Source organism: Buttiauxella sp. JUb87, from assembly GCF_004361975.1.
Taxonomy (GTDB): domain Bacteria; phylum Pseudomonadota; class Gammaproteobacteria; order Enterobacterales; family Enterobacteriaceae; genus Buttiauxella; species Buttiauxella ferragutiae.
In genome coordinates this window covers 89,774-109,318 of record NZ_SNVY01000002.1, presented here as the reverse complement: position 1 = coordinate 109,318, position 19,545 = coordinate 89,774, and the positions used below count along the sequence as shown (strand labels likewise).

13 protein-coding genes are annotated in these 19,545 nt (G+C 52.8%); 5 read left to right on the top strand and 8 right to left on the bottom strand.

Annotated features, from left to right (window positions below; all coding sequences use genetic code 11):
- Window positions 1-84: 84 nt before the first annotated feature.
- Window positions 85-2,793 carry an HTH-type transcriptional regulator MalT gene (malT, locus tag EC843_RS08890; protein WP_121814751.1) on the bottom strand — a complete coding sequence of 903 codons (2,709 nt, stop codon included), beginning with the start codon at window positions 2,791-2,793 and terminating at the stop codon, window positions 85-87.
- Between the two features lie 377 nt (window positions 2,794-3,170).
- Here malT and malP point away from each other — a divergent pair, with 377 nt between their 5' ends.
- A complete protein-coding gene (malP, locus tag EC843_RS08885) occupies window positions 3,171-5,573 on the top strand; it encodes a maltodextrin phosphorylase (protein WP_064542762.1) in 2,403 nt (800 codons plus the stop codon).
- A gap of 8 nt (window positions 5,574-5,581) precedes the next feature.
- The gene (gene malQ, locus EC843_RS08880; RefSeq protein ID WP_133522102.1) at window positions 5,582-7,663 is read left to right on the top strand and encodes a 4-alpha-glucanotransferase; all 2,082 of its coding nucleotides are present in this window, start codon (window positions 5,582-5,584) and stop codon (window positions 7,661-7,663) included.
- A 747-nt stretch (window positions 7,664-8,410) separates the two neighbouring features.
- Here malQ and nfuA read toward each other — a convergent pair.
- Together nfuA and gntX are read right to left on the bottom strand one after the other, a co-directional pair.
- Entirely contained in the window at window positions 8,411-8,986 is a 576-nt protein-coding gene (nfuA, locus tag EC843_RS08875; protein WP_064542768.1) for a Fe-S biogenesis protein NfuA, read from the bottom strand.
- A gap of 58 nt (window positions 8,987-9,044) precedes the next feature.
- Complete coding sequence (gene gntX / locus EC843_RS08870) at window positions 9,045-9,728, bottom strand: DNA utilization protein GntX (protein WP_121814753.1); 684 nt, start codon at window positions 9,726-9,728, stop codon at window positions 9,045-9,047.
- A gap of 38 nt (window positions 9,729-9,766) precedes the next feature.
- Here gntX and bioH point away from each other — a divergent pair, with 38 nt between their 5' ends.
- Window positions 9,767-10,543 carry a pimeloyl-ACP methyl ester esterase BioH gene (gene bioH / locus EC843_RS08865; protein ID WP_064542774.1) on the top strand — a complete coding sequence of 259 codons (777 nt, stop codon included), beginning with the start codon at window positions 9,767-9,769 and terminating at the stop codon, window positions 10,541-10,543.
- Between the two features lie 25 nt (window positions 10,544-10,568).
- Here bioH and feoC read toward each other — a convergent pair whose 3' ends face one another.
- From feoC to greB, 5 genes are all read right to left on the bottom strand, one after another.
- Window positions 10,569-10,808 carry a [Fe-S]-dependent transcriptional repressor FeoC gene (feoC, locus tag EC843_RS08860; protein WP_064542777.1) on the bottom strand — a complete coding sequence of 80 codons (240 nt, stop codon included), beginning with the start codon at window positions 10,806-10,808 and terminating at the stop codon, window positions 10,569-10,571.
- A 9-nt stretch (window positions 10,809-10,817) separates the two neighbouring features.
- Entirely contained in the window at window positions 10,818-13,139 is a 2,322-nt protein-coding gene (gene feoB, locus EC843_RS08855) for a Fe(2+) transporter permease subunit FeoB (protein ID WP_064542780.1), read from the bottom strand.
- A 54-nt stretch (window positions 13,140-13,193) separates the two neighbouring features.
- Window positions 13,194-13,418 (bottom strand): ferrous iron transporter A, encoded by a 225-nt coding sequence (feoA, locus tag EC843_RS08850; protein WP_064542784.1) that lies wholly within the window; start codon window positions 13,416-13,418, stop codon window positions 13,194-13,196.
- A gap of 858 nt (window positions 13,419-14,276) precedes the next feature.
- Window positions 14,277-16,607 carry a Tex family protein gene (locus EC843_RS08845; protein ID WP_064542787.1) on the bottom strand — a complete coding sequence of 777 codons (2,331 nt, stop codon included), beginning with the start codon at window positions 16,605-16,607 and terminating at the stop codon, window positions 14,277-14,279.
- 119 nt (window positions 16,608-16,726) lie between these two features.
- Entirely contained in the window at window positions 16,727-17,200 is a 474-nt protein-coding gene (gene greB / locus EC843_RS08840; protein ID WP_064542790.1) for a transcription elongation factor GreB, read from the bottom strand.
- A 236-nt stretch (window positions 17,201-17,436) separates the two neighbouring features.
- Here greB and ompR point away from each other — a divergent pair, with 236 nt between their 5' ends.
- Window positions 17,437-18,156 (top strand): two-component system response regulator OmpR, encoded by a 720-nt coding sequence (gene ompR / locus EC843_RS08835; RefSeq protein WP_001157751.1) that lies wholly within the window; start codon window positions 17,437-17,439, stop codon window positions 18,154-18,156.
- Complete coding sequence (gene envZ, locus EC843_RS08830) at window positions 18,153-19,511, top strand: two-component system sensor histidine kinase EnvZ (protein WP_064542794.1); 1,359 nt, start codon at window positions 18,153-18,155, stop codon at window positions 19,509-19,511. Before ompR ends, envZ begins: the two co-directional genes overlap by 4 nt.
- The last annotated feature ends 34 nt before the right edge of the window (window positions 19,512-19,545 follow it).

Sequence of the window (19,545 nt, the reverse complement as noted above, 5' to 3'; positions counted from 1 at the left end):
TGACGCTTGCGCTTATCCACCCTACAACACCTTTCCCGTAGGGCGGATAAGCGTAGGCGTCATCCGCCAGTTTTATTTCAGAAGCTAAACCCCATACCCCATCATCTTCAGTAATTTCTGCGCATGTAACACCGCATCCTGGCGATGTGCGACACCGAGCTTCTGATACAAATTTCGAATGTGCGTTTTAATCGTCGTGGCTGCTACATCCAGCTCACCGGCGATTTGCTCATTGCTGTAGCCTGAATAAATCAGCCCCAACACTTGCCATTCGCGTTGTGTCAGTGGACTGGTGCGAATAAGCTCCGGCACTTCAGGGTGCGTCAATAAACGGCTAACAAAGTTTTCATCGAAATGGGCGAACTTATGGCGATGATGCTGGTTAATCTCACGCAAAATTCGCTGCGCACGATGTTGATCAAGTTCAGGTAGCGTATTGAGTTGAATCAACTGGCGTAATTGTTGCGCCATCGCTTCGCCTTCAATCACAAAGTGGCTGATAAAACCGGTGCGGTTAGCCAACGCTAGCGCTTCCAGTAACACGCGCTGAGCATCACTTTTACGCCCGGCCTGCCAGTAAAGCTGGTTTAACAGCAGCAGGTTACGGTTAAGATCGCTCATCAAACGCAGGCCGCGAGCATTTTCGTTTAACTCTTCCAGCACCATTTCGGCGGGCTCGAAATCACTCAGTAAAATCTGCGCTCGTGCAATATTGCGCCACTGGCTTTGCAGGAAATGGTTATTGGCAAACTCGGGTTTCGGCGTCAGGCGTAACCAGTTGGCGGCAGATTGTTTATCACCGGTCATTTGCCAGTAAATCACCCGCACTTTGTCAGCGTTGGATACCCAATCGCTGTGGAATGAGCCATTGCCCAATAAGTTTTCCAGGCGGTTCAGGTGATTACGGGCGTTATCCAGATCCCCTCGCGCCAGCGAGCATTGCACTAACAACGCCATGCATTGTAATTGCTGCTGCGGCTGGTAACCGGAAAGTACTTCCAGTCCCATGCGTGTTGATGCTTCGGCTTCGTCGAGCCGCGACCACGCCCACAGCAATTGTGCGCGAATGCGTAGCAGAAATTCGTGGAGCGGGAGTTGCTCAAGGTGCTGCTCTTCAATCAATGTGAAGGCTTTCTCTTGTGCTTCCCAGGCTGACTGCAGGAAACCTTGCGCCAGTAGAATCTCGCTTTGCTGGCATAAACCCCATAACGCGTAATGCCACATATCGTGGCGACGTGCCATTTGTTCGGTTTGCTGCATCACAGAAAGCGATTTAGTCAGCTCACCTTTGCAATGCAACACTTCGCCGTGGACCGACGTCGCGACAATACGGCTGTAGAAACTGGCCAGCGGTAGTGTGTCCAGGGCGATCATTGCCAGCCGTTCGGCTTCTTCCGGATTGCCGTCGTTAATCGCCACCTGGGCACGTAACGCATTGAATTCACCGTGCATGGTTTCATCCATTACGACATTCATTTCCTGCTCGGCACGCGCCAACAACATGTTCACTTCGCTATAGCGATGCTGGCTTTGCATCAGCCACGCTTGCAGCAAAACAAGTTTTGGGTTTTCCAGCAGGCTTTCCCACGGTAACGCTTTTAAAGATTCTTCCAGCAACGCTAGTTCGCTGTGGTTAAACAGCGCCCAGGCGTGAGTGAGCAAAATATCGCGCAGTAGGCTGGCGTCGCCTGCGGCCAGAGCATGGTGAATGGCTTCGCTTGGGAAACCCTGCGCCATCCAGCTTTCTGCTGCGGCACGATGGATTTCCGGGAGCTCAGTCGCCAGTTCCCACTGGCAACGCTGGCGTAAGAAATTGCCAAACAGCGGATGGAAACGGAACCACTCGCCGCTGTCATCCATGCGTTGAATGAATAACCCCTGACGTTCGGTTTCTTCGAGGCGCATCTGGCCGTTTTCTTCACCCGTGACACGCACAATCAACGCGTCATTCATCGAACGCAGAATCGAGCTGCGCAGCAGGAAGTTACGGGTTTGGGGATCGACATTATCCAGCACTTCATCGGCCAGATAATCAGACAAATGGCTGGCGTTAATCCCCGAAAGCCGACGTGCAGAATGCTGTGCTGAGGAGTTACTGCTTTGCCGTGCGGAAAGCGCAATAAGTTGCAGCGCGGTCGCCCAACCGGCGACGTCATCACACAGGCTATTGCTCTCGGTATGTTCGAGTGGTGAATTGAGCCGATGGTCGAAAAACTGTTTCGCTTCATTATGGGTAAAAGCGAGTTGTTGGCTGCCGATTTCCAGCAGTTGATCGCGCACACGCAAATTGGCGATGCCGAGCTGTGGCAAATTACGCGACAGTACCAGCAGCGTCAGGTTTTCTGGCTGGTGGCGGATGAAAAAGCGCATCGCTTCGTGAATAACCGGGTTGGTAATCAGATGGTAATCATCAATCACCAGGAACAGCGGGCGATGCCACTCCACCATTTCAATGAATAGTTGTGCGAACAGAGCCGTTAAGCTCGAGTACTGGCGTTTTTGCACCATCACTTCGCTGGTCACACAATGACCGGACGTTGCTTGCTGAATGGCCGCTATCAAATAGCTGGCAAAACGTTCTTGCTGGTTATCACTCTCATCCAGAGAGTACCAACCGAGCTCTTTCTTCCCTGCTGCCCATTGAGAAACAAGGGTCGTTTTCCCATAACCCGCCGGGCTGGTTATCAGTGCCACACGATAATTATTGGCTGTTGATAATTTCATCAATAGCCGGTCGCGGACCACTGTATTTTCCAGACGTACTGGACGACTTAATTTGGAGGGGATCAGCATGGGTCTACCACTTCACTGTGTAAGAAATATGTACGAATGTGATTTTTTTTACGCTTCGTAATTAATACTTACTACAAAGTCGACCAGTTTGCGGGTTATTGCAAGATTGTTGAGGGTTTGAGGCGTTGTAAGTTGCTCCTGGTCACAAATCTATTGATTAGATGAATTCAATTGTGAAATGTCGGTGTCTGAAGTGAAAACCCAGAGCTGGTGGGCGTTTCAGCTAACAGCGGCTCACTTTTAGTGGCAGCGATCACATTTTTAGCTACTCCCCGCGACTCCTCCCTCCGTAATGCCCCTCAGGAGGAGGAATTAGCCCAGGCCACCCGTCACACTAGCGGGTAATGAAATTAGAACATCACAGGACCCGAGCCCCTATGTCACAGACGACCTTCAATAAAGCACAATTTCAGGCTGCACTGACACGTCAGTGGCAGCGATATGGGCTGCATTCAGCCGCCGAAATGACCCCGCAACAATGGTGGCATGCTGTCAGCGGTGCGCTGGCAGAATTACTGGCCGCGCAGCCGGTGGCGAAACCTGAAAAAAATCAGCGCCACGTTAACTACATCTCGATGGAGTTTTTGATTGGTCGCCTGACAGGTAACAACCTGCTGAACCTGGGCTGGTATCAGGAAGTAGCGGATGAACTGAAAGCGTTTGATATCAACCTGAGCGATTTGCTGGAAGCAGAAACCGATCCGGCATTAGGTAACGGTGGCTTAGGGCGCCTGGCAGCGTGTTTCCTGGATTCCATGGCCACCGTCGGCCAGTCGGCGATTGGTTACGGCCTGAATTACCAGTACGGTCTGTTCCGTCAATCCTTCAAAGATGGGCAGCAGATGGAAGCGCCGGACGACTGGCATCGCGGCAGCTATCCCTGGTTCCAGCACAACTCCGCACTCGACGTGCAAGTGGGTGTTGGCGGTAAAGTGGTTAAAGACGGCAAAACCGTGCGCTGGGAACCGGCGTTTATCTTCCACGGTGAAGCCTGGGATTTGCCGGTGGTTGGCTACCGTAATGGCGTAGCGCAACCGCTGCGTTTGTGGCAGGCGAAACACGCCCATCCATTTGATTTAACTAAATTCAACGACGGCGATTTCCTGAAAGCAGAACAACAGGGTATCGACGCTGAAAAACTGACCAAAGTGCTGTACCCGAACGACAACCACCTGAACGGCAAGAAATTGCGCCTGATGCAGCAGTATTTCCAGTGCGCATGTTCGGTGGGCGATATTTTACGCCGTCACCATTTGGCTGGCCGCAAGCTTGCAGAACTGGCTGATTATGAAGTGATTCAGCTTAACGATACCCACCCGACTATCGCCATTCCAGAACTGCTGCGTGTGCTTATCGACGAGCACCAGATGAGCTGGGACGACGCATGGGCCATCACCAGCAAAACCTTTGCTTACACCAACCACACGTTGATGCCTGAAGCGCTGGAATGTTGGGACGAGAAACTGGTGAAAGCGCTGCTACCGCGCCATATGCAGATCATCAACGAAATCAACACCCGCTTTAAGAAACTGGTGGATAAAACCTGGCCGGGCGATGAAGCGGTGTGGGCGAAACTGGCGGTGGTGCATAACAAACAAGTTCGCATGGCGAACATGTGCGTGGTCAGTGGCTTTGCAGTGAATGGTGTTGCCGCGTTGCACTCTGATTTGGTGGTTAAAGACCTGTTCCCGGAATATCACCAACTGTGGCCGAACAAATTCCATAACGTCACCAACGGCATTACACCACGCCGCTGGATTAAACAGTGCAACCCGGCACTGGCGGCATTGCTCGATAAAAAGCTCAAGAAAGAGTGGGCTAACAATCTCGATGTGCTGGAAGGGCTGGAAAAATACGCCGACGACGCGAAATTCCGCAAAGAATACCGCGATATCAAATACCAGAACAAAGTGAAGCTGGCGGCGTTTGTGAAAGCGCGTACCGGCATCGTGATAAGCCCGGATGCGTTGTTCGACGTGCAAATCAAACGCCTGCACGAATACAAACGCCAGCACCTGAATTTGCTGCATATTCTGGCGCAGTACAAAGAAATCCGCGAGAACCCAACAGCCGCCCGCGTACCGCGTGTGTATCTGTTCGGCGCGAAAGCAGCACCGGGTTACTACCTGGCGAAAAACATTATCTTTGCCATTAACAAAGTGGCACAGGCGATCAATAACGATCCGATCGTTGGCGATCGGTTGAAAGTGGTATTCCTGCCGGATTACTGCGTTTCTGCGGCGGAAGTGATGATCCCGGCGGCGGATATTTCTGAGCAAATCTCGACTGCGGGTAAAGAAGCTTCTGGTACCGGCAACATGAAACTGGCGCTCAATGGCGCGTTGACAGTCGGTACGCTGGACGGTGCAAACGTCGAAATCGCCGAGAAAGTCGGTGAGGAAAACATCTTTATCTTCGGCCATACCGTGGAAGAAGTGAAAGCGCTGAAAGCCAAAGGCTACGACCCGGTGAAATGGCGTAAGAAAGACAAAGTATTGGATGCGGTGCTCAAAGAGCTGGAGAAGGGCGTTTATAGCGATGGTGATAAACATGCCTTTGACCAGATGCTGCACAGCATCGGCAAACAAGGCGGCGACCCGTATTTAGTGATGGCTGATTTCACGACGTATGCGGAAGCGCAAAAACTCGCGGATGCACTGTATCTCGACCAGGATGCCTGGACACGCGCCGCCATTCTTAACACGGCACGTTGCGGGATGTTCAGCTCCGACCGCTCGATCCGTGATTATCAGCAACGTATCTGGCAGGCAAAACGCTAAGGGAACGCATGGACAGCAAACGTCTTGATAACGCCGCTCTTGAGGCGGGAATTAGCCCAAACTACATTAACGCCCACGGCAAACCGCAGGCTATTCCTGCGGATACCAAGCTGCGTTTGCTGGAAGCCATGAGCCGTCCCACCACCTTGAAAAAGGTGGCGGTGACGCCAGTGCCAAATGTGCTGGTGTTTACCTCCGGCTCGCGTTTGGCAACACTGCTGGAAGGCAACGGCGATTACACCTGGCAACTGACCGCCGAAGATGGCAAGCAGCATAAAGGGCATGCTCTGGCTGGCAAAAAGCTGGTGCTGCCTGCTGCACTGCCGGAAGGCTATCACGACCTGACAGTCAGCCAGAATGAGCATCACTGGCAATGCCGGGTGATTGTTGCGCCAAAGCGTTGTTATGAACCTGCCGCACTGATGCAGGATGAAAAGCTGTGGGGCGCGTGTGTGCAACTCTACACCTTACGTTCCGCGCATAACTGGGGCATTGGTGATTTCGGCGATTTGCAGCGCATGCTGGTGGATGTCGCGAAGCGGGGCGGGGCGTTTATCGGCCTGAATCCTATTCACGCGCTGTATCCTGCGAATCCAGAAAGTGCCAGCCCGTATAGCCCGTCATCGCGCCGTTGGTTGAACGTGATTTATATCGACGTGAACGCGGTGGATGATTTCTTGCTGAGTGATGAAGCGCAAGACTGGTGGAAAATGCCGGTCACGCAGCAAATGCTGAGTGAAGCCCGTGACGCGCAGTGGGTAGATTATTCAACCGTCACCGTACTGAAAATGGCCGCGCTGCGGATGGCGTGGAAGCAGTTTTCACGGCGCGGTGCGCGTGACGAACACGTTGTTTCATTCCAGAAGTTTGTGCAGGAAGGCGGCGATAGCCTGTATTACCAGGCAGCATTCGATGCGCTGCATGCATATCAGGTCAAAGAAGATGAAATGCGTTGGGGCTGGCCGGTCTGGCCGGAAGGTTTCCGCGACGCGCATAACCCAGAAGTTAAAGCTTTCTGCACCGAACACAGTGACGAAGTGAATTTCTATCTGTGGCTGCAATTCCTGGCTTACACCCAGTTTGAAGCGTGCTGGCAAACCAGCCAGGGCTTCAAGATGCCGATTGGTTTGTATCGTGACCTGGCGGTTGGCGTGGCAGAAGGCGGCTCGGAAACCTGGTGTGACCGTGAACTCTATTGCCTGAAAGCCTCGGTGGGTGCGCCACCAGATATTCTTGGCCCGCTCGGCCAGAACTGGGGTTTACCACCGATGGACCCGCATGTGATTGCGGCGCGTGCCTATCAGCCGTTTATCGAACTGCTGCGTTCGAACATGACCAGTTGCGGTGCACTGCGTATCGACCATGTTATGTCGATGCTGCGTTTGTGGTGGATCCCGTATGGCGAAACCGCCGATAAAGGCGCTTACGTACATTATCCGGTGGACGATTTGCTGTCGATCCTCGCGCTGGAAAGTAAGCGTCATAACTGCATGGTGATCGGTGAAGATCTGGGAACCGTGCCGGTGGAGATCGTCGGCAAGCTGCGCGACAGCGGAGTTTATTCGTACAAAGTGCTCTATTTCGAGCATGACAACGAAAAGCAGTTCCGCGCGCCGAAAGCGTGGCCGAAGCAGTCAATGGCGGTTGCTACGACTCACGATTTACCGACACTGCGCGGTTACTGGGAAAGCGGTGATTTGACGCTGGGTAAAACGCTTGGCCTGTATCCTGATGAAGATATGTTGACTGAGCTGTATCAGGATCGCGAACGTGCCAAACAAGGTTTGCTGGAGGGCCTGCATAAGTACGGTTGTCTACCTAAACGCGCAGGGCATAAAGCCTCGTTGATGGCGATGACGGCGACGCTTAATCGCGGGATGCAGCGTTATATTGCCGACAGCAACAGCGCGTTGTTGGGGCTACAACCGGAAGACTGGATTGGCGTGGCCGAACCGGTGAATATTCCGGGCACCAGTTATCAGTACAAAAACTGGCGGCGCAAGTTATCGACCTCGCTTGAGGCGATGTTCGCAGACGAAGAAGTGAATAAGTTGCTGAAGGATTTGGATAAGCGGCGTAAGAAAAGGTGAAGGTGTGATACGCCCTCACTCTAGCTCTCTCCCGAGTCCAGTCTCTTATACACAACTCATCCTGGCAATCTTGTCAGGGTGAGATCTGTAAGCCTCGCTGATTTTCCGTTCACCCGTGCGTCCAGTTATCTCTTTAATCCCCGAAAACGGTGAACGTATCAAGGGGTTAACGCCAACCCCTTGATAATCCAGGCGCCCGGCAAATCAATCGCCGCTAACGCGGTAAACACCGTTTTTCACCCAACATTCGGGGTCGTTCGCGATTCGTTCCCGACGATCGCTCTCTCACGTGGCTCCCGGCCACGTGACCCCAACTGAAGGGTGAAAAACGGTGCGATGGAAGCCGGGAACAAGGTCAAAACAGCTCTGGCCTTTGACTTTGAATTTCGGGTCCGGCTTAAATCGCCTCCATTTTGACTCCTGGTGGCAGGGTCCAGCCGTCGGGAACGGCTGGAGGGCGCGATCGTCGGGAACGAATCGCAACCGACCCTGACACGGAGGCAAAATGGAGGTTTACCGCTTGCGGCGATTTATTTGCCGGGAGTCAGGGTTCTTAGGGTGGCGACGGTGGCCACCCTAAGACGTTCACCAGTTCGGTAGCGACATAAATACACTTTCGCCTGGTGAACGGAACCTTCTCCGAATTGGCAAGAACTGCCCTTCAAAATTGCGTATAAGAGACAGCCCAGAAGAGGGAACTTTCTTTGCTCCCTCTCCTGGGGGAGAGGGCCGGGGTGAGGGTGAAAATCAGTAGTACGAATGCTCGCCGCGCTGGTGTTCGGTCAAATCACGAACGCCTTTCAGTTCAGGGAACTCGGCCAGCAGTTGTTTTTCGATGCCTTCTTTCAGGGTCACGTCGACCATTGAACAGCCGTTACAGCCGCCGCCGAATTGCAGAATCGCAAACCCTTCATCGGTAATTTCCATCAGCGTGACACGGCCGCCGTGGCCTGCCAGCTGCGGGTTAACCGTGGCTTGCAGCATGTATTCAACGCGTTCCATTAATGGCGCATCATCTGAAACCTTACGCATTTTGGCGTTTGGCGCTTTCAGCGTCAGCTGTGAACCGAGCTGGTCGGTCACGAAATCAATTTCAGCATCTTCAAGATAAGGTTTGCTCAGTTCATCGACATATGCGGTCAACTGCTCGAATTTGAGGGCAGTATCTGATGCTTCTACCGCATCCGGCGGACAGTAAGAAACCCCGCACTCCGCATTTGGAGTACCAGGATTAATGACGAATACGCGGATTTGCGTCCCTTCTTCCTGACCTGCCAGCAGTTTGGCAAAGTGGGATTGTGCTGTATCGGAAATACGGATCATAACGATTGCTCAATAGTTGACTATTTTAGTCGGTTATAATACGCCCATCATCGAGGGTCTACAAGGTTCGACAAAGGCACCACACCTGGATAGTCGCCGCGCCCTGCTTTTTCAGCAGCCGCGCAATTTCCGCCACCGTACTGCCCGTCGTGACGACATCATCCACAATAATTATATGGCGGCCTGCCACCGGAAAATCAACCCTGAAAGCGCCTTTTAGATTGTTGCGCCGCATTCTGGCATTGAGCTGATGTTGTGATTGCCCGGCACGAATCCGCCTGATTCCTTTAGGGAAATAGTCGCACTGCAACCAGCGCGCAAGACAGTTCGCCAGCAGGTCACTTTGGTTAAAACCACGACGCCAGGCACGACGCGAATGCAATGGAACACTGACCATGCAGTCGGGCTTTTGCCACAACGGCTGGCGTTTTGCATCCAGCACGCGCAATAGCATTAACCGCGCCAAAGCCGGAGCCAGTGCTACGGTGGCGTTAAATTTAAATCGCTGGACGAGCCGGTTGAGCGGTAGGCAGTAATCCGTGACGAACAGCATTGAATCCCATGCGGGCGGTTCTTGCAGGCAACGTCCGCAAGGCGAATGTCTGTACGCGCAGGGCAATCCACAACGCGGGCAGCAAGGCGGTGGCGCGGGTAAGGCGTAGCTACAACGTGAGCAAATCCCCCAATGTGCACAAGCGAGGGGCATCTGGCATAGCCAACATAGCCCTGGGATTGTTAGCATATTCGCTTCCTTGCAGATAAAGATGAGAACAGTAACTGATGAGTAAGCTTTGGTGGCAGACAAAAGGTGAAGGAAAAGATGATCTTGTGCTGCTGCACGGATGGGGGCTGAATGCCCAAGTGTGGCATTGCATTTGCGAGGAACTCAGCTCGCATTTTCGCCTTCATCTGGTCGACTTACCCGGTTATGGCCGTAGCCAGGATTTTGGCGCGTTAACGCTCGAGGAAATGGCAGAAGTGGTGCTGGCGCAAGCGCCGGAACAGGCTATTTGGCTGGGCTGGAGTTTGGGCGGGCTGGTGGCAAGCCAGATTGCGTTAAGCCATCCGTCGCGCGTGAAAAGGTTAGTGACTATTGCTTCCTCGCCTTGTTTCACCGCGCAAGGTGACTGGCCGGGTATCAAGCCTGAAGTGCTGGCAGGTTTCCAGCAGCAATTGAGTGATGATTTTCAACGTACCGTGGAGCGTTTTCTGGCGTTGCAAACATTGGGGACAGAAAGCGCGCGCCAGGATGCTCGCCGCCTCAAGTCAGTGGTGCTTGAGCAACCGATGCCGAGCGTTGAAGTGTTAAACGGTGGGCTGGAGATCCTGAAAACGGCGGACTTACGCCAGCCGCTGAGCCAGTTGAAAGTGCCGTTCTTGCGATTGTACGGGTATCTGGATGGGCTGGTGCCGCGCAAAATCGCTGGTTTGCTGGATGCGCAGTGGCCACAAAGTGAAGCGGTGATTTTCCCGAAAGCCGCCCATGCGCCGTTTATTTCGCACCCGCAGGATGTTTGCCGGGTGCTTGAGGAATTTTGTAAGGTGGATAAGCCGTAGGCGTCATCCACCCGTTACACAAAGTTTAAGCCCGCAGCGCCCACACTTCGCGAATACACTTCTTACTTTCCGGGCAGCTTTTACAGCCGCTGCTCAGGCAATCGCTCGAATCTTCGGTTACGCGCATGGCTTTGCCCATCGCTTCAAGACGGCTCAGCATCGCATTCACCAGCGGCAACGGGGTGGCGAGCTGTTGGCTAATTTGCGTCGCATCCAGTCGCCCTTGCAGCGCTAATGCATCACGAATCTCAATTAAACTCGCCATACCTTCTCCTTAGTGGCAATCGCCAGCGGCGCTTTTGCAACATGCTGCTTCGACTGTTTTACGGGTCGTCATCAGGCTGACATCTACACGGCTGCGAGCTTTACGCAAACCACCAATCAGCAGCACATTGAATAACACCACTGAAAGGATGCAAACCAGGCTGTATTGCGGATGCGCATTAAACGTCACGGTCTGGTAGTAGAGCGTGGAAAGCGAGTAAGCAATATTCAGCCCCCACAACACCGAAAACATCATCCAGCCACGGCTTGATTCACGCGCCACAGCACCCATCACAGAAATACAAGGAATGTAGAGCAGCACGAAAATAAGATAGCTGTACGCTGCCGCCGCGCTGCCAAACTTGCTGCTCATCACGCCCATCGCACCGCTTGCCATTTCACCATCGCCTTTGCTGGCTTCGATTGGGTTTAGCAGTACGCTCAGGCTGAAGGTGTCTTTCAGGCTTTGCCAGGTTTCGCCAGCGGCTCCGCCTAATTCATCGAACAAGTTGAAGCTTGCAGCATCAAACGGCTCTTCGTGCATATCTTCTGCGGTGTAGAGCGTGTTGAGCGTCCCCACCACCACTTCTTTCGCCATTGCGCCAGTGAACAGGCCGACCGTTGCTTGCCAGTTATCTTCATGCACACCAATCGGTTTTAGCAGCGGAGTGAGCACACGGCTGACGGACGCCAGCGCGGAGTCATTGATGCTGTCGACTTCTTTGCCGCTGAACGAGAAGCTATTCAGCGCACCAATGAAAATACTGACGATGACAATCACTTTACCGGCGCGCATCACGAAGCCTTTCAGGCGTTGCCAGGTTTGCAGCAACAGGCTTTTCAGGTGTGGAACGTGATAGACCGGCAGCTCCATCACAAACGGCGAGGCTTCACCGCGCATGATGGTGTGTTTGAGCATCAGGCCGGTCAGAATCGCCATCACAATGCCAAGAATGTAGAGCGAGAAGACGACCAATGCGCCTTGCTGGCCAAAGAACGCTGCGGCAAATACCGCAAAAATAGCCAGACGCGCACCGCACGACATAAACGGCGCCATCATGATGGTCATCAGGCGTTCACGCGGTGCATCCAGAGTACGCGCGCCCATCACCGAAGGCACGTTACAGCCGAAGCCAACAATCAACGGCACGAAGGATTTACCCGGCAAGCCGAGCGACTGCATCAGGCGGTCCATAACGAATGCCGCACGCGCCATGTAACCGGAGTCTTCAAGGAACGACAGGAACAGGTACATCATGCCGATTTGTGGCACCAGTGGCAGCACAGTATTGATACCGCCGCCAATCCCTTGCGCTAAGAAAATTGTCAGCCAGCCTGGGAAGTGTAATGTGGCACCAATCCACTGAATACCATGGATAAAGATAGCCGCAGAACCACCGTCGAAAATAGGCTGCAACGCGCCGCCGATGTTAATCGCCAGCAAGAACATCAGGTACATCACCAGCAAGAAAATAGGCAAGCCGAGGAAACGGTTGAGGATGATTTTATCCATCATCGCCGTTAAGCGGTGCGGTTCGGCGGTGAGACTGTTACTGATGGAATCGCAGATGGCGGCAATCGTTTGGTAACGGGCATCGGCAATTAGCAGCGCCGGGTCTTCGTGTTCTTCCGCCAGTTGGGTACGAATTACATCGAGTTTATCGGCGGCATGACCGGCATATTCGCGGCTGTAAATATCGCCTTCCAGCATTTGCAGTGCCAGCCAACGGCGCTGTTGCGCAGGCATATCATGCGGCATTTCAGCGGCCAGGTTGTCGGCTTCTTCCAGTAGTTTTGGCGGGTACAACACTAAATCGCTATGCGTGTTCGGCTGGCGGCGGTCGATAGCCAGTTTCAGGCCTTCCATACCCCGGCCACGCGTGGATACCAGTGGCACAACCGGGCAGCCCAGACGGGCGGCAAGGGCGTCAATATCGATACGAATATCTTGCTTCTCGGCGATGTCGAGCATGTTAAGCGCGACCACACACGGAATGCCTAATTCAAGCAGTTGCAGCGTCAGATACAGATTACGTTCCAGGTTTGACGCATCAACAACGTTGATAAGCAGGTCAGCATCACCGCTCAGGATGTAGTGGCAGGCGATTTGCTCGTCGAGAGAGGTTTGCGATGAAATGGTGGTCAGGGAATAGGTGCCGGGTAAATCGACCAGCGTGACCTGGTGCGCAAGCGTTGAAAACTGACCTTCTTTACGTTCTACGGTGACGCCCGCCCAGTTGCCAACCCGTTGGCGAGAGCCGGTGAGTTGGTTGAATAAGGTGGTTTTCCCGGAGTTGGGGTTACCGATTAAGCCGATAGTTAATTTTTTCATTTTTTTCGCGAACTTAAAGAGAATTGCAACGAGCGCAAGCGCTCACCCCGCCAGTCAGGCAATGGCTTCAACGTGCAGTAATTCGAGATCTTTTTTTCGTAATACCAAACTGACGCGACGCGTTTCGATATGAATCGGATCGCCTAAAGGTGCGACACGCACAACGCTGAATGAAGAACCGGGCAACATACCGAGTGACAGTAATTTTTGGCGATATGACGGGCTAATTTCACTGGCAAAGCCGGTAATTTTCCACGTACTTTTTGGTAAGAATCGCATAGGACGGACCCACTTAGAGTTGTGCTCTGGTATTTACGCTAACGAGAGATTTCGTTGGATAAAGGAGAAATAACGAACAAACCAATGATAATGAGAATGGTTTCTGTCTTCAATGATTATTTTTGTGATGAATAATACGTTTTGGTTTATTTAAATCAGGCCGGTTGATTGTTTTACCAGTGCGGGTTTTATGAGGGTGTTTATTATTATTTTATAAATAACAGTATGTTATGAATTTTTAAAAATGAAGAGTTTATTATTTTATCGTTGTGAATGTTGTCTGAATATTTCATCTGTTACAGCTGTGATAAATATTGGTGTTGTTTTTACCGTTTTTTAGGAAATTGATCTATCGCAAACTCATTCTATTTTTTTGACAAAATTCAGATAATGCTAATGAAATGTTGTTAATAAGCAGTTGGGGATTAAACAGGCAAATTGTGCTGAATTGGGCGAGAGGGGAAATAATAACCCGATGTTTCCGCCGCTCCCCTGACGAGCCGGCTGTCTCTTAGTCACATCTTTGAGGGCCGGTTTCTGCCGAGCCGGAGAAGGTTCCGTTCACCAGGCGATAGCGTGTTTATGTCGCGACTGAACTGGTGAACGTCTTAGGGTGACCACCGTCGTCACCCTAAGAACCCTGACTCCCGGCAAATCAATCACCGGGCGACGGGGTCGCCAGGGGGATGTCGTTATCCCACTGGCACGTTCACCGTTTTCGGGAATTAAAGAGATAACTGAACACACGGGTGAACGGAAAATCAGCAAGACTTACAGATCTCGCCCTGACAAGATTGCCAGGGCGAGTTGTGGATAAGAGACAGGACGAGCCGGAGAGGGCGGAAAAATGGCTAACGATTAACGCTTTTTACCCAATGCCGCTGCCAGCGCATCACTCATCGCACTGTTGCCCGCACTGCTGCTGGCGTTATCACGCCCGCGAGGTTTCTGCTGTTGTGCCGGACGGCGTTCGTTTTGCTCGCGTGGTGCACTGCCACGGCGGTTGGATTCGCCAGGCTGCTCATCAAGGCGCATCGTCAGCGCGATACGTTTGCGCGACATATCCACTTCCATCACTTTCACTTTGACGATATCACCGGCTTTCACCACTTTATGCGGGTCGTCGATGAACTTGTCGGAGAGCGAGGAGATGTGAACTAAACCGTCCTGATGGACGCCGATATCAACAAACGCACCGAAGTTAGTCACGTTGGTGACGGCACCTTCCAGCACCATGCCAGGCTGAAGGTCGTTCATGGTTTCGACGCCATCGGCAAATTTCGCGGTTTTGAATTCTGGACGCGGGTCACGGCCTGGTTTTTCCAGCTCTTTGATGATGTCAGTCACCGTTGGCACACCGAAACGCTCGTCGGTAAATTCACGGGCGCTAAGGCCGCGTAACGCTTCACCGTTACCCATTAAATCCTGTAGCGCCTGTTCGGTCGCCGCCAGAATACGTTCCACAATCGGGTAGGCTTCCGGGTGAACGGTTGAGGCATCCAGCGGGTTGTCGCCGTGGTTAATGCGCAGGAAGCCCGCGCACTGTTCAAACGCTTTCGGCCCTAAACGGCTGACTTTCAGCAACTGCTGACGGTTCTGGAAGCGGCCATTTTCGTCGCGCCAGTTAACGATGTTCTGCGCCATCATGCGCGTTAAGCCGGCCACGCGAGTTAATAGCGGCACCGAGGCAGTGTTCAGATCCACACCGACGGCGTTCACGCAGTCTTCGACTACCGCATCCAGCTTCTTCGCCAGCTGCGACTGGCTGACATCGTGCTGATACTGGCCGACGCCGATAGATTTCGGGTCGATTTTCACTAGCTCCGCAAGCGGGTCTTGCAGGCGACGGGCAATGGATACTGCGCCACGAATCGAAACGTCAAGATCCGGGAATTCCAGTGCTGCCAGCTCAGAAGCTGAGTACACCGAAGCGCCAGCTTCACTGACAATTACTTTCTGCGCGGTGACTTTCGGGAACTGCTCTTGCACGTCGAGGAAGAAACGCTCGGTTTCACGCGATGCGGTACCGTTGCCGATAGCCACCAGTTCAACGTTGTGTTTCTCACACAAAGCCGCAACGGCAACCGCGGCTTTCGCCGTTTGCCCGGTATGGGGATAGATGGTATCGAAGGCGACTAGCTTGCCGGTGGAATCAACCACCGCGACTTTCACACCGGTACGCAAGCCCGGATCCAGACCCATGGTGGCGCGTAAGCCAGCTGGAGCCGCCATCAACAAGTCGTGGAGGTTACGGGCAAAAACGTTAATCGCTTCATCTTCGGCGCGTTCGCGCACGGTGCCCATCAGCTCGGTTTCAAGGTGCATCAGTACTTTGATACGCCAGGTCCAGCTCACCACGGCACGGCGCCAGGCGTCTGCCGGAGCATTGTTCAGGCGCAGGCCCAGATGGTCGATAATCAGCTGTTCGCAGTAGCTTTCACGCGGTGGCTCGTCGTGCTGTGGATCGGCATTCAGCGCCAGCTGCAAAATGCCTTCATTGCGGCCACGGAACATGGCGAGTGCACGGTGGGACGGGGCGGTGGCAATCGGTTCGTGATGGTCGAAATAATCACGGAATTTTGCACCTTCCTCTTCTTTGCCTGCCACCACGGTGGCAACAAGATGGGCGTTCTTCCACAGGTAGTTACGCACTTTTGCCAGCAGCGCGGCATCTTCGGCAAAACGCTCCATCAAGATATAGCGTGCGCCATCCAGTGCGGCTTTGGTATCAGCGACACCTTTATCGGCATCAATGTAACTTGCTGCGGCTTCTTCAGGTGTGTGTGACGGGTCATTCCAAAGCAGCTCGGCCAGTGGCTCAAGCCCTGCTTCGATAGCAATTTGCCCGCGCGTGCGGCGTTTTTGCTTATACGGCAAATAGAGATCTTCAAGCTCGGTTTTGCTCAGCGTGCCGTTAATGGCCGCGGCGAGTTCGTCACTCAATTTGCCTTGTTCGGTAATGGATTTGAGGATCGCCTGGCGGCGGTCTTCTAATTCGCGCAGATAACTCAGACGGGTTTCTAACTGACGCAGTTGCGTGTCATCCAGACCGCCGGTAACTTCCTTACGATAACGTGCAATAAACGGCACGGTATTCCCTTCGTCCAGCAGGCGAACGGCAGCATCAACCTGTTCATTTCTGGCCTTTAGCTCGCTGGCAATAATGCGGCAGAGTGAATCATTCATCATGGTTTTTCATCTGTGTTAGTCGAAATTTCAGGGGATAGTTATACGGATTGGAGGGTAAAAATGCCAGCCACAGCGCCCGAGAGGTGATGAATCAGACTGTTCTGTTGCTGGCCTGTGGCCTATTTCACATACTCGATATCATTGATGTACCACTGGGCTTCACCTGCCGGAGTTTGTACCACCGCCAGATCGCCCACTTCTTTTTTCAGTAGCGCACGTGCCATCGGGGAATCAATCGAGATGTAATCTCTGCGACCAAAGATTTCGTCATAACCGACGATGCGAAAACGCAGCTGGTTGCCGTCATCATTTTCAACCTCTACCCACGCGCCAAAGAACACTTTGCCTTCTTGTTGCGGCGAATAGTCGACAATTTTCAGCTGTTCGAGGCATTTCGTGAGATATCGCACTCTACGATCTATTTCTCGCAGCCTTTTTTTGTTGTACTGGTAGTCGGCATTTTCACTGCGATCGCCCAGACTTGCCGCCCAGGTAACCTTTTTTGTCACCTCAGGACGCTCCTCACGCCACAAAGTGTCCTTTTCTTGTTTGAGCTTTTCGTAGCCTTCACGGGTAATCAGTGGCGTTTTCATTATCAAGCCTTGAATGGGTAGCACAATAAAGGTGATTTAAACCGAATTATCAGGGTGATGGCAATCCCGGAGATCTGCGAACTACGTCATTATTTTTGCTGAAAAAGTGCCTATAACCATCTGTTTAATATGCTTTGTAACAATTTCGACTAGAATATATACCAGAATTGACTGGTCGTAACGCCGCAGTTTTTTAAGAATACGCACTCACTGTTCGAGCCTTTGGGAGTATAAGAATGCAAGAGAATTATAAGATTCTGGTCGTGGATGACGACATGCGCCTGCGTGCGCTGCTGGAACGTTACCTCACCGAACAAGGCTTCCAGGTCCGTAGCGTTGCTAACGCAGAACAGATGGATCGCCTGCTAACCCGTGAATCCTTCCATTTGATGGTCCTTGATCTGATGTTGCCAGGCGAAGATGGTTTGTCTATCTGCCGCCGTCTGCGCAGCCAAAGCAACCCAATGCCAATCATCATGGTGACCGCGAAAGGCGAAGAAGTTGACCGCATCGTTGGCCTGGAAATTGGCGCTGATGACTACATTCCAAAACCGTTTAACCCGCGTGAACTGTTAGCACGTATCCGTGCTGTTCTGCGCCGTCAGGCTAATGAGCTGCCTGGTGCACCTTCTCAGGAAGAAGCGGTTATCGCCTTTGGTAAGTTTAAACTGAACCTCGGCACCCGTGAGATGTTCCGTGAAGACGAACCTATGCCATTAACCAGCGGCGAGTTCGCGGTTCTGAAAGCGTTGGTCAGCCATCCGCGCGAACCGTTATCACGCGATAAACTGATGAACCTGGCCCGTGGCCGTGAATACAGTGCGATGGAACGCTCAATTGATGTGCAGATTTCTCGTCTGCGTCGCATGGTCGAAGAAGATCCTGCACATCCACGCTATATCCAGACCGTTTGGGGCCTGGGCTACGTATTTGTGCCGGACGGTTCCAAGGCATGAGGCGAGTCCGCTTCTCCCCCAGAAGCTCGTTTGCCCGCACGTTATTACTGATTGTCACCTTGCTGTTCGTCAGCCTGGTGACGACCTACCTTGTGGTGTTGAACTTTGCCATTCTGCCGAGCTTGCAACAGTTTAATAAGGTACTGGCTTACGAAGTTCGTATGCTGATGACCGATAAACTGCAACTCGAAGATGGTACGCAACTGGTGGTTCCGCCTGCTTTTCGGCGTGAAATCTATCGTGAGTTGGGAATCTCTCTCTATTCCAATGAAGCGGCGGAAGACGCGGGTTTGCGCTGGGCGCAGCATTACGAATTCCTCAGTCATCAAATGGCACAGCAATTGGGTGGCCCAACCGAAGTGCGCGTTGAGGTTAACAAGAGCTCGCCGGTTGTCTGGCTGAAGACGTGGCTGTCGCCGAATATCTGGGTCCGTGTACCACTGACTGAAATCCATCAGGGCGACTTCTCACCGTTGTTCCGCTATACGCTGGCGATAATGCTGTTGGCGATTGGTGGTGCGTGGCTGTTTATCCGTATCCAGAACCGACCCTTGGTTGACCTGGAACACGCCGCTTTGCAGGTCGGTAAAGGTATTATTCCGCCGCCGTTGCGTGAATATGGCGCGTCAGAGGTGCGCTCAGTTACCCGGGCGTTTAACCATATGGCCGCCGGTGTGAAGCAGCTCGCCGATGACCGCACGCTGTTAATGGCGGGCGTCAGCCACGATTTACGTACGCCGCTCACTCGTATTCGTCTGGCAACAGAAATGATGAGTGAGGAAGATGGCTATCTCTCCGAGTCGATTAACAAAGATATCGAAGAGTGTAATGCGATAATCGAGCAGTTCATCGATTACCTGCGTACCGGGCAAGAGATGCCGCTGGAGACTGCCGATCTCAACAGTGTGTTGGGTGAAGTGGTGGCCGCGGAAAGTGGTTACGAGCGGGAAATCGACACCGATCTGCAAGCAGGCGAATTGCTGGTGAATATCCATCCGTTGTCCATTAAACGTGCTGCCGCCAATATGGTGGTTAATGCCGCGCGTTACGGTAATGGCTGGATTAAAGTCAGCAGTGGCGGTGAGTTAAACCGTGCCTGGTTCCAGGTAGAGGACGACGGCCCAGGGATTAAACCTGACCAGCTCAAGCATCTGTTCCAGCCATTTGTGCGCGGCGACAGTGCTCGCAGCACCAGCGGTACCGGTTTAGGGTTGGCGATTGTGCAACGTATTATCGACAACCATAACGGCTTGCTGGACATCGGCGTTAGCGAACGCGGTGGTTTGCGGATAAAGGCTTATTTGCCGTTGCCGATGAATAAATCTCCTCAGCCTCTCAATAACGAGCGGGAATAAAAAAAGCCCTCTCAGAGAGATTGAGAGGGCTTTT

Coding starts and splice junctions, on each gene's coding strand:
- malT (WP_121814751.1), bottom strand. CDS start 2,793: ATGCTGATCCCCTCCAAATTAAGTCGTCCAGTACGTCTGGAAAATACA.
- malP (WP_064542762.1), top strand. CDS start 3,171: ATGTCACAGACGACCTTCAATAAAGCACAATTTCAGGCTGCACTGACA.
- malQ (WP_133522102.1), top strand. CDS start 5,582: ATGGACAGCAAACGTCTTGATAACGCCGCTCTTGAGGCGGGAATTAGC.
- nfuA (WP_064542768.1), bottom strand. CDS start 8,986: ATGATCCGTATTTCCGATACAGCACAATCCCACTTTGCCAAACTGCTG.
- gntX (WP_121814753.1), bottom strand. CDS start 9,728: ATGCTAACAATCCCAGGGCTATGTTGGCTATGCCAGATGCCCCTCGCT.
- bioH (WP_064542774.1), top strand. CDS start 9,767: ATGAGTAAGCTTTGGTGGCAGACAAAAGGTGAAGGAAAAGATGATCTT.
- feoC (WP_064542777.1), bottom strand. CDS start 10,808: ATGGCGAGTTTAATTGAGATTCGTGATGCATTAGCGCTGCAAGGGCGA.
- feoB (WP_064542780.1), bottom strand. CDS start 13,139: ATGAAAAAATTAACTATCGGCTTAATCGGTAACCCCAACTCCGGGAAA.
- feoA (WP_064542784.1), bottom strand. CDS start 13,418: ATGCGATTCTTACCAAAAAGTACGTGGAAAATTACCGGCTTTGCCAGT.
- EC843_RS08845 (WP_064542787.1), bottom strand. CDS start 16,607: ATGATGAATGATTCACTCTGCCGCATTATTGCCAGCGAGCTAAAGGCC.
- greB (WP_064542790.1), bottom strand. CDS start 17,200: ATGAAAACGCCACTGATTACCCGTGAAGGCTACGAAAAGCTCAAACAA.
- ompR (WP_001157751.1), top strand. CDS start 17,437: ATGCAAGAGAATTATAAGATTCTGGTCGTGGATGACGACATGCGCCTG.
- envZ (WP_064542794.1), top strand. CDS start 18,153: ATGAGGCGAGTCCGCTTCTCCCCCAGAAGCTCGTTTGCCCGCACGTTA.